Annotated in this window: 18 protein-coding genes; 2 read left to right on the forward strand and 16 right to left on the reverse strand. The window is 43.2% G+C overall.

From position 1 onward, the window contains the following. Positions 1–6: 6 nt before the first annotated feature. The 13 genes from pflA to ACIY19_RS04610 form a co-directional block, all read right to left on the reverse strand. Positions 7–801, reverse strand: a complete 795-nt coding sequence (gene pflA / locus ACIY19_RS04550) for a pyruvate formate-lyase-activating protein (protein WP_001288281.1) — start codon at positions 799–801, stop codon at positions 7–9. A gap of 120 nt (positions 802–921) precedes the next feature. Then, positions 922–2178, reverse strand: coding sequence for a diaminopimelate decarboxylase (locus ACIY19_RS04555; protein ID WP_409002797.1), 1257 nt, complete (start codon positions 2176–2178; stop codon positions 922–924). 66 nt (positions 2179–2244) lie between these two features. Next, positions 2245–3072: a pur operon repressor gene (purR, locus tag ACIY19_RS04560; protein WP_002874197.1), complete on the reverse strand. Its 828-nt coding sequence runs from the start codon at positions 3070–3072 to the stop codon at positions 2245–2247. 104 nt (positions 3073–3176) lie between these two features. Further along, the gene (locus tag ACIY19_RS04565) at positions 3177–4118 is read right to left on the reverse strand and encodes a 3'-5' exoribonuclease YhaM family protein (protein WP_096405988.1); all 942 of its coding nucleotides are present in this window, start codon (positions 4116–4118) and stop codon (positions 3177–3179) included. Further along, positions 4108–5364, reverse strand: a complete 1257-nt coding sequence (gene rmuC / locus ACIY19_RS04570) for a DNA recombination protein RmuC (protein ID WP_409002798.1) — start codon at positions 5362–5364, stop codon at positions 4108–4110. The genes ACIY19_RS04565 and rmuC overlap by 11 nt, the downstream gene beginning before the upstream one ends. Position 5365: 1 nt before the next feature. After that, a complete protein-coding gene (locus ACIY19_RS04575; protein ID WP_409002799.1) occupies positions 5366–6028 on the reverse strand; it encodes a thiamine diphosphokinase in 663 nt (220 codons plus the stop codon). Continuing rightward, positions 5991–6647, reverse strand: coding sequence for a ribulose-phosphate 3-epimerase (gene rpe / locus ACIY19_RS04580; protein ID WP_143989937.1), 657 nt, complete (start codon positions 6645–6647; stop codon positions 5991–5993). Before rpe ends, ACIY19_RS04575 begins: the two co-directional genes overlap by 38 nt. Positions 6648–6657: 10 nt before the next feature. After that, a complete protein-coding gene (gene rsgA, locus ACIY19_RS04585) occupies positions 6658–7536 on the reverse strand; it encodes a ribosome small subunit-dependent GTPase A (protein WP_409002800.1) in 879 nt (292 codons plus the stop codon). A 1-nt stretch (position 7537) separates the two neighbouring features. Further along, positions 7538–8410: a 16S rRNA (adenine(1518)-N(6)/adenine(1519)-N(6))-dimethyltransferase RsmA gene (gene rsmA / locus ACIY19_RS04590; protein ID WP_247931582.1), complete on the reverse strand. Its 873-nt coding sequence runs from the start codon at positions 8408–8410 to the stop codon at positions 7538–7540. Further along, complete coding sequence (locus ACIY19_RS04595; protein ID WP_409002801.1) at positions 8407–8742, reverse strand: hypothetical protein; 336 nt, start codon at positions 8740–8742, stop codon at positions 8407–8409. Before ACIY19_RS04595 ends, rsmA begins: the two co-directional genes overlap by 4 nt. 215 nt (positions 8743–8957) lie before the next feature. After that, on the reverse strand, positions 8958–9812 hold the full coding sequence (locus ACIY19_RS04600) for an SDR family NAD(P)-dependent oxidoreductase (protein ID WP_409002802.1): 855 nt from the start codon (positions 9810–9812) through the stop codon (positions 8958–8960). An 11-nt stretch (positions 9813–9823) separates the two neighbouring features. After that, entirely contained in the window at positions 9824–10387 is a 564-nt protein-coding gene (gene rnmV / locus ACIY19_RS04605) for a ribonuclease M5 (RefSeq protein ID WP_409002803.1), read from the reverse strand. Continuing rightward, positions 10384–11160, reverse strand: a complete 777-nt coding sequence (locus ACIY19_RS04610) for a TatD family hydrolase (RefSeq protein WP_409002815.1) — start codon at positions 11158–11160, stop codon at positions 10384–10386. The genes rnmV and ACIY19_RS04610 overlap by 4 nt, the downstream gene beginning before the upstream one ends. 151 nt (positions 11161–11311) lie before the next feature. Between ACIY19_RS04610 and ACIY19_RS04615 the strand changes: the two genes are divergently transcribed. Next, entirely contained in the window at positions 11312–13156 is a 1845-nt protein-coding gene (locus tag ACIY19_RS04615; RefSeq protein ID WP_409002804.1) for an APC family permease, read from the forward strand. Positions 13157–13337: 181 nt separating this feature from the next. Here ACIY19_RS04615 and rpmH read toward each other — a convergent pair whose 3' ends face one another. The 3 genes from rpmH to ACIY19_RS04630 form a co-directional block, all read right to left on the reverse strand. Continuing rightward, the gene (gene rpmH / locus ACIY19_RS04620) at positions 13338–13472 is read right to left on the reverse strand and encodes a 50S ribosomal protein L34 (RefSeq protein WP_000831902.1); all 135 of its coding nucleotides are present in this window, start codon (positions 13470–13472) and stop codon (positions 13338–13340) included. A 144-nt stretch (positions 13473–13616) separates the two neighbouring features. Next, on the reverse strand, positions 13617–14831 hold the full coding sequence (locus tag ACIY19_RS04625) for a pyridoxal phosphate-dependent aminotransferase (protein WP_000657745.1): 1215 nt from the start codon (positions 14829–14831) through the stop codon (positions 13617–13619). Between the two features lie 144 nt (positions 14832–14975). Then, complete coding sequence (locus ACIY19_RS04630) at positions 14976–15275, reverse strand: hypothetical protein (RefSeq protein WP_409002805.1); 300 nt, start codon at positions 15273–15275, stop codon at positions 14976–14978. 166 nt (positions 15276–15441) lie between these two features. Between ACIY19_RS04630 and ACIY19_RS04635 the strand changes: the two genes are divergently transcribed. Beyond that, positions 15442–15894 carry a universal stress protein gene (locus ACIY19_RS04635; protein WP_000079162.1) on the forward strand — a complete coding sequence of 151 codons (453 nt, stop codon included), beginning with the start codon at positions 15442–15444 and terminating at the stop codon, positions 15892–15894. The last annotated feature ends 67 nt before the right edge of the window (positions 15895–15961 follow it).

A 15961-nucleotide genomic window follows, 5' to 3' on the forward strand; every position in this document is an offset into this window, starting at 1 on the left:
TCTTTTTTATCCATGAACACGTTTCATGTAGTCTTGGTAGCTTTCTGTATCCATCAATTCCTTGGCATTCTTGACACGGTCTGCTGTTGGAGGTTTGACCCCTTCGAGCGAATAAGGAATTCCAAGTTCACGCCACTTGAACTCACCCATCGTGTGATAAGGCAAGATTTCAAACTTGTCAACGTTTTTAAGGGTCTTGACAAACTTACCGAGTTCGATCAAGTCCTCATCTCTGTCCGTCAAACCTGGAACCAGCACGTGGCGAATCCAAACAGGCTTCCCAATATCTGATAGGTACTGGGCACAGGCCAAGATGTTTTTATTGGTTTGGCTGGTTACAATCTTGTGCTGTTCTTCGTTGATTTCCTTGATATCCAGAAGAACCAAGTCTGTCACCGCCATGAGTTTATTAAACTTTTCGAGATAACGTGGCTTGTTACGGAATGGAAGGGCACAGGTGTCCAAGGTACAGTGGATTCCTTTTTCCTTGGCCTTGGTAAAGAGTGCAATTAGGAAATCAATCTGTAAGAGGGCTTCTCCTCCACTAACAGTGATTCCTCCCTTGTCTCCCCAGAAACCACGGTAGCGAAGGGCTTCTGTCAAGACATCGTCTACTGTCCGTTCGCGTGATTTATTGGTTTCCATAGCCCATGTATCAGGGTTATGACAGTACTGGCAACGCATGTGACAACCCTGCAAAAAGACAATAAACCGAATCCCAGGGCCATCTACCGCCCCAAAACTCTCTGTCGAATGCACCATTCCTGTCACTTGTCCATAGTCAATTGTTTCTTCAGACATATCGTCACCTTCCTTGAAACCGTTTTATAGTTTTATTATATCACGAGTAAGGTGAAAAACAAGGTTTTTTGTCTATTTTTTAGAAAGCAATCTGTTTTTCACTTTCATTTTCATTCCCTTTTAGTGATCTGGTTCAAAATCAAAACCATATAAGGTTGCGAAATAGTCCTCAGGACGCTCTGCACGGCGGATTTGGCGGGCTTTTCCTTCTTCGGTATAGAGGATTTCTGCCGAGCGTAGTTTGGCATTGTACTGGTAACCCATGGAGAATCCATGTGCACCTGTATCATGAATCACTAGCAAATCACCGATTTCTGTATAAGGTAGTTCGCGGTTCACTGCAAATTTATCATTGTTTTCGCAGAGTGAACCGACCACGTCTACCATCTCAATAGGTCCATCTGGATGAGTCAGATTAGTGATATGGTGGTAGGCTCCATACATGGCTGGGCGCATGAGGTTGACTGCTGAGGCGTCCACGCCCAGGTAGGTACGATAGGTTTTTTTCTTATGAGTGACTCTTGTGACGAGAGCTCCATGAGGTGCCAACATAAAACGGCCCAATTCAGTAAAAATCTTGACCTGACCAAGTCCTGCAGGTGTAAGAACTTCCTCATAAACCTTACGCACCCCTTCACCAATCACAGCAATGTCATTTGGCTCCTGGTCTGGACGGTAATTGACACCAATACCGCCAGAAAGATTGATAAAGTCTAGCGAAATGCCCAACTTTTCCTTGATTTCAACGGCTAATTCAAAAAGCTGACGAGCCAACTCTGGGTAGTAGAGATGGGTGACGGTATTGGATGCTAGGAAAGAGTGAATCCCAAATGTCTTGACTCCTTTTTCCTTCAAAACCGCAAAGGCTTCAAAGAGCTGGTCCTTGGTCATACCAAACTTGGCCTCCCCAGGATTGTCCATGATATCTGTTCCTAGCTCAAAAACTCCACCTGGATTGTAACGACAAGAGATGATTTCTGGAATGCCTGCCGCTCGCTCCAGATGTTCAATGTCTTCAAAGGCATCCAAGTTAATGGTTGCACCCAATTCACGCGCATAAGCGTACTCTTGGTCTGGGGTATTGTTAGAAGAGAACATAATCTCAGAACCGGGGAAATCCAGTTTGTGGCTCATCAAGAGCTCTACATAACTAGAACAGTCCACACCACAACCTTCCTCTTGGAGGATTTTCAAGATGGCTGGAGTTGGAGTGGCCTTGACTGCAAAATATTCCTTAAAGCCCTTGTTCCAAGAAAAGGCCTGGTTGACTGCTCTTGCTTTTTCACGAATCCCCTTCTCATCATACAAGTGAAAGGGAGTCGGGAACTCTGCAACGATTGTTTCTAAATCTTCACGGCTGATAAATGGTGTTTTCATAAGCATCCTTCTATTCTGTTTGCAAAGAAAGGCTGGGACAATCATTCCAACCTTTAGTTCTATCTCTTATTTGTCTTCGTCAAAGATATTTCCAATCTCAACATCGATGGATTGGTTCTTAACATCAATATTGGTTACTTTCAAGAGTGACTTGTAATCGAACTGCTTTTCACGTTCTTCTTGGGCATTGTCTGCAAAGACTGCGACACCAGCTAGTTCAGAATCGAATTCACGCAAGAGACTAATCATCCCGTTGACAGTTCCGCCGCCTTTCAAGAAGTCATCCACAATCAAGACACGACTGCCTGCCTTGAGACTGCGTTTTGAAAGGAACATTTTCTCAATGCGGTCACCACTGGAACCTGAAACATAGTTGACGCTGACCGTTGAACCTTCGGTAATTTTCAAGTCACGACGCACAATGACAAATGGAACGTTGAGGACATTGGCAACTGCATTTGCGAGTGGCACACCTTTTGTTGCTACTGTCATAACGGCATCGATTTTTTGGTCCATAAAGCTCTTGGCAATAATACGCCCAATATTTTTCAAAATGGCAGGCGTACTAAGCAAATCAGACAGGTAAATGTAGCCACCTGGCAAGATACGGTCGCTTTCTGAAAGTTTGTCACGCAAGTCTGCGATCATTTCTTTGGCTTCATGACTCGAAATTGATGGTGTAAAGATAACGCCACCACCTGCTCCAGTCACAGTCTGAATATGGCCGATTTCGATTTCCTCAAAGGCACGCTTGATAATCACGATGTCCTCTGAGATAGATGATTTAGCTGATTCGTACTTTTCCGCAAAGGTATTAAGACTGGTTAGTTTGTATGGATTATTAATCAAATAGTTGGAAATGACAACCATTCGATCACTTCTTCTTAATTTCATTTTTATTTACCATTCCATTTAATTTTGATATTTTATCCATTATACCACATTCACATAAAAAAACGAACATTCTTGTGTAAAAAATGCTCGTTTTTCTTAATTTATTAATCTAAATCTGGTTTATAGAAGGAACGATTGTCCATGGCGAAGATTTTGTTGGTCATTTCTCCTTTATCCACCAAAGCAAGTGCTGTTGTCATCATCATCATGCTAGCATCGAGATTATCGATCATATGAATGATTTCAGCTTCCATCACACGAGGACGAACAGGACTACCATACTCCAGTAAGCCATGATGACTGAGGATGACATGGCGTAGTAGCACCACTTCTTCTCTGGTATCATCGATGCCAAGCTCCATGACTGCCTTAGTGATTTCACTATCGATTAGGGCGATATGACCGATGAGATTGCCTCGCACTGTGTACTCCGTCTGATCGGGACCGCTGAGTTCTAGAACCTTGGCCAAGTCGTGCAACATAATCCCGGCATAGAGCAAGCTCTTATTGAGCTGAGGATAGATGTCGCTAATGGCATCTGCCAAGCGCACCATGGTTGCCGTGTGAAAAGCCAAACCCGTTTCAAAGGCATGGTGGTTGGTTTTTGCAGCTGGATAGGAGTAGAATTCCTTATCATACTTGGTGTAGAGACTGCGAACGATACGTTGCCAGACAGGATTTTCAATTTTGAAAATCATTTGCGACATGTAGTCACGAATTTCCTTGATATCGACTGGTGACTTGACCTTGAAATCAGCTGGATCGTTGGGTTCGCCAGGCTGAGGCAGGCGGAGAGTAATTTGATTGACTTGAGGAGTATTATTATAAACTTCTCTGCGCCCCTGCATGTGGACCACTTTCCCTGCGGTAAAGGCCTCAACGTTATGAGGCTGAGCATCCCAGAGTTTTCCTTCAATCTCGCCACTATCGTCTTGGAAGGTAAAGGCTAGGTAGTTTTTCCCAGCACGCGTCTGTCTCAAGTCAGCTGATTTGATCAGGTAAAAGCCTTCAAACAGCTCATCTTTTTTCATGTGACTAATCTTCATATTCTTCCTCATTTTCTTGGAAATGGAGTAGATCAAGCGCAGGCTCACCTTCTGATAACTCAATGTGACGGAGCGTCCGCTCAATAGCTGTGGTGCGACGGTTTAATAATTCATCAATATTGCCAGAGGCATGTTGAAGATGTTTTTGTGCCTTAACCAAAATCCCCCCGAACTTGCCAAACTCAGTCTTAACGCTAGCAAGGGTCTTACTGATATGGTCGGCACTCTTTTGGATATTGAGAGTTTTGAAGCCAACCGATAGGGAGTTAAGCAGGGCTGATAGGGTACTTGGACCAGCAACAATAATCTGCTCCTCCCGTCTCAAATCATCAAAGAAGATCGGATTGCGGACGATTTCCGAATAAAGACCTTCTGTCGGAACAAACAAGACTCCAAAATTAGTCGTCCGAGGCGGCGCTATATACTTGCTCTTGATATCCTTGGCGAAACGCTTAACACTTGCTAGGAGAGATTTACGACAGCGTTCAATCTCGTCCTTATCACCTGCTTCATAGGCTTCTTCTAGGCGGTAATAATCTGCCAGTGGAAACTTGGAGTCAATTGGTAGATAGACGTATTCCTGGTCGCCTTGGCCAGGCAACTTGATAGCATACTCTACTCGTTCACTGGAGTTTTCAACCGTTGCATATTCTCGTTCGTACTGGGCAGGAGTCATGATGTCTTCGATGATTTGCCCCAGTTGCAATTCTCCCAGAATGCCTCTCGTTTTGGTTCCAGAGAGAACCTTATTGAGGGCACCGACATCACGGGCAACTGTCTGCATTTCTCCCAAACCTCGATTGACAGACTCTAGTTGCTTGGAAACTGTCTCGAAGGAAGCCTGCAAGCGCGTCTGCAAGGTCTTCTCTAGCTTTTCCTCGACCGTCTGGCGCATTTGTTCCAAACGTTGCTCATTTGATTCCTGCAGGGCTTGGAGACGTTGGTCAGTCTTGTCTCTGGTTTGAAGGAGATTCTCGTTCATCTCCTGTCTAACTTGAGTCAGGCCTTGATGCAACTCCATTCGCACTTCTTGCAAACGGTCGCTGACAGCCACTTCCAAGTCTTTTTGGTCTAACTGGCTGGCTTGTCTGGCTTGTTCAAAGCGGTAATCCAGTTGGTCTGAAAGATTGTCTGCCTGATCCTCCAAGCTCTTGGCTAGGTACTTGTCTTGCTTATCCTGCCTTTGCCAAATGAGAAAGAGCCCAGCTAGGTTGGCAATTAATAATAGTAATAATACAGTCTCCATCCTACCTCCTGTCCTTGCTATGCAAGACAACCACATAGCCATCAGGGCAAGTCACCGAAACTTCCCTATCTATATATTCGTTAGAAGCGTACACTTTTTTAAAGAAAAAATTTTCCTCAGTCAATTCGTACTTGGCTCCGATAATGCTCAACTGACTATCCCGAACTGGCATAAAAGCAAGATAGTCATAGTCCGAACGAGGTTGAAGCTGACTGGTCCCTTCTGGACAATAGGCAATCAAGTTTTGCCCATCCTCAATCGCTATCTGGTGCATATAGGGTGCCAACTTGGGATTGCTAGGCAGAAAGACATTAGCCAGCATATGATCAATACGACCACCCAAAGCCCCAAAAATGGTCACTTGGGCTTGAGGATTTTGCTCAAAGATGGTCAAGAGAGCCAATTCCAGATCCGTATCATCCTTTTCTGGCTGAGCTTGAACAAAATGTTGGGCACGTTTTTGAATCAACTGGCGTTCGTCTGCAGTCACCGAATCAAAATCCCCAATTGCTAGAGTGAGAGGCAGATCTTCTTCCAAGACCCAGAGCGAACCGCGATCCACACCGACAAAGCAATCAAAATCCGTCCGATAATGACCGCGATCCCCGCCGGCAAAAACGGCAACCCTAGTCCAATTGTTTTCTGAGAGTTTGCACTCGTTCATTGACATCTCCCTTAAAGACATAAGACCCTGCTACAAAAACTGTAGCACCAGCTTCTTTGGCCTGAGCAATGGTCTGGTCATCAATACCGCCATCGACTTCAATTTCAAAGTTCAAACCTTTTTCCTCACGAAGGGTAACCAACTCGAGAATCTTATCCATGGTTTCAGGTAGAAAGGCTTGACCACCAAAACCAGGGTTAACCGTCATGACTAGGACTTGGTCAACTAGGTGAAGAACGTGCTTGATTGCCTCCACAGGCGTACCAGGATTGATAACCACAGAAGGTTTGACACCAAGAGAGCGAATCTTTTGAAGTGCTCCATGAATATGAGGTGTTGCTTCCACATGGATGCTGATGATATCTGCTCCTGCACGCGCAAAGTCCTCTAGATGATGCTCCGGATTAGCTACCATCAAGTGGCAGTCAAAGACCATCTTGCTATGGGGGCGAAGAGCTTCAACCACACCTGCACCAAAACTGATTTGTGGTACAAAGTGACCATCCATGATATCGATATGGGCGTATTCTGCCCCAGTTGCTTCTAGGCGTTTGATTTCACGTTCAAAGTTGGCATAATCCGCTGCCAGAATTGACGGAGCAATCTTGTATTGAGACATAGGTTTCTCCTTATTTTGGAATTTTTTTGCTGACTTTTTTATAGGTTTCTCTGCGATTTTCAATCTCACTGAGGAATTGTAGATAGTTGTAGAAACGGAAGTTTGCAATGATGCCCTCTTCTACTGCTGGTTTCACTGCACAAGATGGCTCATGAGTATGCATACAAGTGCGGAACTTGCAGTCTCGGCTTACAGAGGCAATTTCTGGAAAGGCCTGATTAAGGTCTTCTGCTGTTGATACTTCATAATCCAGAGATGAAAATCCTGGTGTGTCTGCGATTTTCCCGCCATTGAGATTGTAAAAACTAACAGCTCGAGTGGTATGACGACCACGGCCTAGACTATCAGAGATTTCTCCCGTCTCTAGATTAAGGTCAGGTGCGATTTTATTAAGGAGGGTTGACTTTCCAACACCTGTCTGCCCCATGAAGACCGTAACCTTATCTGTCAGCAAGGGTAGGAGCTCCTCTTTACTAGTCACAAAATCGTAACCAATAGCACGATAGGTCTGCTCATAAAAATCCAGTTCTCGTCGATCTGACAAGAGGTCCATTTTAGAAATATAAACGATAGGATGAATGCCCTTATGTTCTAAGAGTACCAAGAAGCGATCCAATAAATTGCTATTAAAGTCAGGTTCTTTAACTGACATAATGACAACAGCTTGGTCAATATTGACAATGGGTGGGCGAACCAAACTATTTTTTCGCTCATAAATTTCCAAAATATAGCCTTCTGAGTTCTCCTCTGCAGAAAAATCTACCCAATCTCCAACATAGGGCGTATGGCCTTTTTTACGAAAATTTCCACGCGCGCGAGTTTGATAAACCTGGTCATCGCTCTCCACATAGTAGAAGCCGGCCAAAGCTTTAATGATCTGTCCCTGCATCTTAGAGTCCTTGTCCTTTAAGCGCATCGGTTAGACTGGCAAATTCTTCCAAGCTTAATGCTTCACCACGTACACTTGGTGACAAGCCTGCTTGGTCCAAAGCCTTAGTCAATTTATCCTTGATTTCTTCTGTCTTTCCAAAGTAACCAGTTAAGTTGTTCCACAAGGTCTTGCGACGATGAGTAAAACTAGCCTTAGAAACTTTAAAGAAGAAGTTCTCATCTTTCACTGCTACAGCTGGCTCTGGACGACGCACCATTTTCAAGATGGCTGAGTCCACGTTTGGGGCTGGCACAAAGACCGTACGAGGCACGATGAAGGCAACCTTGGCTGTCATATAATACTGCACAGCAATCGACAAACTACCATAAGCCTTAGTATTTGGCTGTGCTGAGATGCGATCCGCCACTTCTTTTTGCATCATGACGACAAACTCACTAAAGGGAATGCCACTCTCGATCAAGTGCATGAGAATAGGAGTCGTAATGTAGTAAGGCAAGTTGGCTACTACCTTAATCGGCAATTCTGGATTTTTGAAATTCTGGATATGCTGCGCCAAATCAACTTTGAGAATGTCCTCGTTGACTACGGTCACATTGTCAAAATCACGCAGGGTATCTGCTAAAATCGGCACCAAACGGTGGTCGATCTCAAATGCCATAACTTGAGCCGCACGCTCAGCCAAAAATTCTGTCAAGGCACCAATCCCTGGCCCGATTTCGATAACATTAACCTGATCATCAATTTCAGCTGTATCCACGATTTTTTGAAGGATATTGGTATCCGTCAGGAAATTTTGCCCGAAGGACTTTTTAAAGGTAAAACCGTGACGCTCCAGCACTGCCTTAGTCACGCTATAATCTGCAATTCTCATTTATTCTCTTTTCTATTATAGTAAGCTTCTGGAGTAGAATGATAGAGCAAAACAAATAAGGGTGTTCCATCAAATCCTTCCACCATCTCTTTTAGGAGTGCATCTGGATGAATGATTTCTCGTGTTTTGGTGAAATAAACTCCGTGTTCCCCGTTTCTATTACGAAGTTCCCAGGCAACATTATTCCCTTGAACAGACGGCAAATAACGTTCCTTTTCTAGAAAGTCAAAAAATTCTTTCACCGTCATATCTTCAGGAATCTCAAATTCTGTCTCATGAGGCAATACATCGTCCCCCATACATACAGAATCTCTATCAACTCGAATTTTCATTTCGCACTGTCCGTATAAGTTTCTATTTTAACGCTATCAAAATAAATCTAAGTACCTCTATTGTAACACATTCTCCATGCATTTTGAGGTCTGCTCAACTATTATCATAAGATTTCATAATCTCTTCACTTCTGCCAAGATCACTCCAAACAGATTTCGATATCTAAATTTCTTTCCACTATTGAAGTAAGCATAAAATTTATTTTTCTAATTCTTTATAGATTGTCTCTTGAAAATGTCAGTTGTTCAAGTAAGGAGTAGAGTTTTGCTTGCTCCTCTTCTTCGTAAGCAGATTTATTTGCTCTTACTTCCCTGCATTTCTCGTCATACAAAAAACCGTCATATCTATCTTCTGTAGATAAGGCTGTGTAGACTTTGGCCATTTCTTCCGGGCTAATTGAAAATCTTGACTTGATTTTATACAAATTTTTCATAACAGTGCTGAGGTGATCATAGCGGCGCATATCAACTTTGACATTGGTCACACGGATTGCCTGAATTTTGATACCTTTCCAATGTTTCCGCATATAAAGCGACAGCATCAACAAGGCCAGTTTATTCTGATAATAGGTCTTGGCAGGACTATAATGTTTTTGACCAGTTAAATTTTCAAAATCAAGCTTCATGAAAGGATAAAGCATCAGCCCTTGGGAAGAAATATTAATAATTCGGCCACGCTCAGATTTTTCCAACAAACCTTTCAACAAGATAGAAAGCAAGAAAGGGGCGACAACATTGGTCGCAAATTGCTTTTCTAATCCCTCCCTAGTCAGGATGGGCTTTTTGACTGACAAATCAAAGTCAGCTGCATTGTTCATTAAAACATCTAAAGTCTCTTCCTTTTGGATATACTGTTCTACCGCTTTCTTGATACTCTCCAAATCAGATAAATCAGCCAAGATATAATCTACATGCGGATTTCCTGTTTGTTGGCAGATTTCCTCACAGGCTTGCTCAGCAGCTTCTTTCCGTCTACAAAAGAGAGTTACCGACCAGCCCTTTTCAGCTAACTGTTTAGCAGCCTGGTAGCCAATACCACTATTGCCACCCGTAATAATTACGTTTTTCATTTCTTACTCCTTTAGATTGAATACTTGCGCATAGCTTCTTCCACTTCTGCCAAGGTCACTCCAAACAACTCTAAGCGCTTGAGCAACTGCTTGCCGTTGGAATAGCCGATGCGAAGCTGTTCCCCCAGATACTCTCGGCGCTTACGACTGTCTGCTCCCGCTAGGAAACCTAGGCGAATCAAGTCACCACGACTAATGTCAAACTCGTTCTCGTTTTCAAATTGCTCTGTCACCTGAGCAAGCGCTGTTTTTAGATCTTCATAGCTGGCGTGTTCGATTCCCAGTGAACGTCCCTTAGTCTTGGATTTGGGAACCGCTTCATCTCGCTTGAGAAAGGCATGCTGCACTGTCGGAATGGCCGTCATAATCATGCGACGAATGCGCTCACCGTTAAAATCTGGATCTGTAAAGACAATCACTCCATGCAGTTCATGCAGGCGACGAATCCGCTCTATATCTTGATCATTTATTGCGGAGCCTCGTGTTTCATAGGTCTCTACATCAAAGTAACGTTTGAGATTGGCCGTATCATCGCGACCTTCGACTACGACGACTTGGGGAATTTTCTCTTTCATGATTGTTTTTCCAATCCAAAAATCCGCTCAGCATTGCCAGTCGTTACTGCTGCCAGCTCTTCTGTCGTCATACCACGCAAGTCGGCAATAAAGTCTACCACATACCGAGTATAGGCTGTTTTGTTTTCGCGACCACGTTTAGGAACTGGTGCCAAGTAAGGGGCATCTGTTTCTACCAAAATCTTTTCCAAAGGAAGTTCTCTAGCAGCTTCTTGGATATCCGTCGCTTTCTTAAAGGTCACCACTCCTGAGAAGGAAATGGTCATACCAAGCTCGACAAACTTCTCAGCCCACTCCAAAGAGCCTGAGAATGAGTGCATAATTCCACCACGAGGACCAACGCCCTCGCTCTTGATAATCTCATAAGTATCTTCTAGCGCATCACGGGTATGGACCACAAAGGGCAAGTTCAAATCCTTAGACAGCTGAATCTGACGACGAAAAACCTGTTCCTGCACTTCCTTAGGTGCTGTCATCCAATGGTAGTCCAGACCAATCTCACCCAAGGCAACAACCTTGGGATGTTTCAGTTTTTCAAGCAAGTAAGCTTCGACCTCATCTGTGTAAGTCCCTGCTTCAGTCGGATGCCAGCCAACAGTTGCGCAGAGTTGCTCATACTCATCTGCTAACTCTAGGGCACGTTCAATGGTCGGCTTGTCAAAACCAACAATGTTCATCCGAGTCACGCCCATCTCAGCTGCCAAGGCAAGTTCTTCCTCCTCACGTCCTGCAAATTCTTCCACATTTAAATGTGTGTGCGTATCAAAAATCATCTCTTCTAACCTCATTTTCTTCCATCTATTATACCAAAAATAGCATCCCTCGGCTTGTAAAAATATTCTAATACCAATCATTCTCCCTTGACTGCTCTTTTTCAAAGCAGTATAATAACACTTATTGAAATTTTCAGCAAAGGAAAAGAAAATGTTTAGAAAATTAAAATATACCTTTATCGGTCGACCACTCAAGTCTCTCACAGACGGCGAAGGGGGATTGTTGGGAAAAATGCAGGCACTTGCAATGTTATCCAGTGATGCCCTGTCTTCTATTGCCTATGGACCTGAACAAGTCATTCTCGTTTTAGTCAGCCTCTCTCCTCTCGCTATTTGGTGGAGCCTCCCTATCGGTATTTTTGTCCTCTTACTGCTCGCTAGTTTGACCATTTCCTATCGTCAAATCATTCATGCCTATCCTCAAGGAGGAGGGGCTTATATGGTCACTCGGGAAAATCTCTCCCCTGAACTGGGCTTGATTGCAGGAGGCAGTCTCCTTGTTGACTATATGCTGACAGTAGCCGTATCCGTCGCTTCTGGAGCTGATGCTATTACAGCAGCCATACCTGCCCTCCATCCCTACAATCTTCATATCTCTATTTTCCTAGTCTGCCTGCTCATGCTCTTGAATTTAAGAGGATTGAAAGAATCTGCCAGCTCTCTGATGATTCCCGTCTACCTCTTTATCTTCAGTACCGTCTTTCTCTTGCTTTATGGGGTCTTTCAACTGTTTACAGGTTCCCTAAACTATCAGGCGACTTCAACCATTGGACAAACTGTTCCGAGCCTTTCCATCGTTCTCCTACTAAGAGCCTTTACCAGTGGCTCTGCCTCTCTGACAGGGGTTGAAGCTATTTCAAATGCGGTACCATTTTTTAAAACTCCGAAAGAAAAGAATGCTGCTCAGACTTTGACCATCATGTCGCTGATTTTAGGATTTCTTTTTGCAGGCATTACCTTCCTAAACTACTGGATGGGTATCACGCCTCAACACGGAGAAACCATCCTCTCGCAAATGGCCAAGGGCATTCTTGGTGATTCATTCTTTGGTCATGCTAGCTACTATCTCTTCCAGTTCTCAACAGCCTTGATTCTAGCTGTAGCTGCAAATACTGGCTTTTCAGCCTTCCCTATGCTGGCTTACAATATGGCTAAAAACAAGTACATGCCCCATCTCTTTATGGAAAAAGGGGATCGCCTTGGCTACTCCAACGGTATCTTAACTCTGGCTTTTGGAGCTATGATCCTTCTTCTCATTTTTAATGGGAATACTGAGCGCTTGATTCCTCTTTATACTATCGGAGTCTTCGTTCCCTTTGCCCTTTCTCAGACTGGGATGATTCGCCATTGGAAAAAGGAAAAAGGAGCAAACTTCTTAAAATCTGCCTTCGCTAATATCCTTGGGGCCATCATTTGTTATGCCATTGTCCTCATTTTACTCCTCTTCAGACTGGGTGATATCTGGCCATTCTTCCCAATTATCCTAGTTTTAACTTTCCTCTTTTTGTCCATTCACAGCCATTACCAAAAAGTGGCAAAACAACTACGACTCTACGAAGGAATTGAAAAACGCACTTATGACGGCAATCTGGTTCTCGTCCTCGTAGGAAATGTTACTCGAGTAAGTGTCGGAGCCATTAACTACGCTCAAAGTATCGGTGATGAAGTGTTGGCCATGCACATTTCTACTAAAGAAACGGCCGAAAAAGACCAAGAAATTCTTCAGGAATTTGCCGATTACTTCCCAAATATCACTCTAAAGAATATCAATACCAGCTACCGCGACATCATCACCCCTAGCGTTAAATATGTCAAACGAATCGCCCAAGAAGCTAAGCAAAAAAACTACACCGTTACAGTTCTTGTACCACAATTTATTCCTAACAAGCCTTGGCAAAATATCCTGCACAATCAAATGAGCCTTAAACTAAAATACGCTCTCAGATGGCACGAAGACGTCGTTGTCGCTAGCTACTCTTATCACTTAAAAGAATAAACAAAAACTCAAAATCAGTAACTTCTATCTGGTTTTGAGTTTTTTGTATGTGACCTTTTAAATGAGCCCTCCATGAGTTTCATCTAAAATGACCGATTTCGTAGACAGTTCACTCTTTAAGATAAAAAGAAAAGTCAGTAGACTCGAGTTCCTACTGACTTCTTTGTTGAATTCGTTTGGATTATGCAGCCAAAACTTTGCGTCCTTTACGACGACGAGCTGCCAATACGCGACGACCGTTTTTAGTTGACATACGGTTACGGAATCCGTGTTTGCGCGCACGACGAATTTTACTTGGTTGATAAGTACGTTTCACGATGAATACCTCCTCATAGATTTTGTATTCGTTTAGCCGGCTATAAAGTGATCAGTTACTAAACATACTTTACTATTCTATCTGATTCTGATACTTTTGTCAATAGCTCTAGGCAAATGTTTCCAGCTTTTTCTAATGTAAGCCCTATCTACGATACTGTTTCAAGAAACGAGTCATCTTTTCTTGGATTTGTGCTAACTCATCTACACGAGGGAGGTAAACAATACGGAAATGGTCTGGTTCTTGCCAGTTAAAACCGCGACCATGAACCAAGAGAACCTTTTCCTGCTTCAAGAAATCAAGAACGAACTGTTCATCATCATCGATGCGATACATATTGCGGTCAATTTTAGGGAAAATATAAAGTCCGGCTTTGGGTTTAACAGCAGATAAACCAGGAATATCTTGAATGGCATTGTAAATGAAGTTTCTTTGCTCGTAGATCCGTCCACCAGGAAGGAGCAATTCGTCCACTGACTGGTGCCCACCTAGCGAGGTTTGTACGACTTGCTGGGCCAAAACGTTAGAGCAAAGGCGCATGTTGGACAGCATATTGAGACCTTCAATATAGCCCTTGACATGTGTCTTAGGTCCAGATAAGACCATCCATCCTATACGGAAACCAGCGATACGGTGAGATTTTGAAAGACCATTCATGCTGACACAGAAGACATCTGGAGCCAGACTAGCTACTGAGACATGCTCATGACCATCCATGACCATACGGTCGTAAATTTCATCCGCAAAGATGATCAAGTCGTTTTGACGTGCAATCTCGATAATCTCTAACAAGAGTTCCTTGGGATAAAGAGCTCCTGTCGGATTATTTGGATTGATGAGAATAATAGCCTTGGTATTTGAAGTGATTTTTGACTTGATATCGTCAATATCAGGGTACCATTCTGCAGCTTCATCACAGATATAGTGAACGGCATTTCCTCCAGCTAGGCTGACAGCTGCTGTCCAGAGAGGATAGTCTGGCATCGGTACCAAGACCTCATCACCATTGTCCAAAAGCCCCTGCATGGACATGACAATCAACTCACTGACACCATTTCCAAGGTAAATATCATCAATATCCACATTTGGAAATTTCTTCAGTTGGCAATACTGCATGATAGCCTTACGAGCTGAGAAAATCCCTTTAGAATCAGAGTAACCTTCACTATCACGCGCATTCATAATCAAGTCATGAATGACCTCATCTGGCGCTGTAAAACCAAATTCGGCTGGATTCCCTGTGTTCAGGCGCAAAATCTTTTCTCCGTTTGCTCGCATACGCATGGCTTCTTCCAAAACAGGACCACGGATATCATAAGCAACATGCTCTAGCTTGCTAGACTTGTTAAATTCTTTCATCTTTTTTCCTCAATTCATCGAGATAGTAACATTATACCACTAGAAAGGGATTGCGACAAGTTTCCTGAAATGAGCAAGCAAAGAAAAAAACTCACAACGACTAGGTTTTCACCGTCTAAACAACTAGAATACAGAAGCATTTTCTCACATACCAAAAGACAAACCTAGAAAGATCAGCGCTATAAAAGAATCATACAAAAGATTAAACATGAGAAAGAGCCCCCACGTGACCAAATAGTCCAAGCGACCACTTCTCTTTGCAATCACAAATAAAATGATGTGGTAGACTAGGTGAAAGAAAAGAAATCCAACAAAACCTGGATAAAGAACGGGCATGACTCTTTCCAGCTGCCAAAGCATCACTACTTCACCTACAAGTGACGCAAGGATAATTCCATGATAAAGAAAACTTATTTTTTTAGAAGCTTGAACAAAATCTTTCATACTTTCTCATCCCCTCGCTGTCTTTCCTACTAGCTCGTTTTCTTTTATTTTAACATATCTCCACCAAATTGAATCTCCAATAATATTTATTGAAATATGATTTTTACTTTACTTCTTTAGTGAAAAGGATTACAATAACAGTAAGAAAATTTCAGGAGGTTTCATTATGGCACAACGTTACCAAAATGTTATGGTCGCAATTGATGGTTCTAAAGAAGCGGACTTGGCTTTCGTCAAAGGTGTTTACACTGCTCTACGCAACGAATCCAAGCTCACCATTGCCCATGTTATCGACACACGCGCTCTTCAAAGCGTGTCTACCTTTGATGCTGAAGTTTACGAAGAACTCCAAGTCGATGCTGAAAGTCTGATGAAGGAGTACGAAAAACGCGCAAGAGATGCTGGTGTGACCGATATTCACATCGTCATCGAAATGGGAAATCCAAAAACCCTCCTTGCCCGCACTATTCCAGACGCAGAAAATGTTGACCTGATTCTCGTTGGTGCAACAGGGCTTAATGCCTTTGAACGCCTCTTGGTTGGCTCTTCATCTGAGTATATTCTTCGCCATGCAAAAGTCGATTTGCTGGTCGTGAGAGAAAGTGAAAAAACATTGTAATCATTAAAAAAGGGAGCCTTGAGCTCCTTTTTGTTTGTCCTGATTGGGTCACAAAAAGGCTTTAAAC

Source organism: Streptococcus sp. ST14 (assembly GCF_046098195.1).
Classification (GTDB): domain Bacteria; phylum Bacillota; class Bacilli; order Lactobacillales; family Streptococcaceae; genus Streptococcus.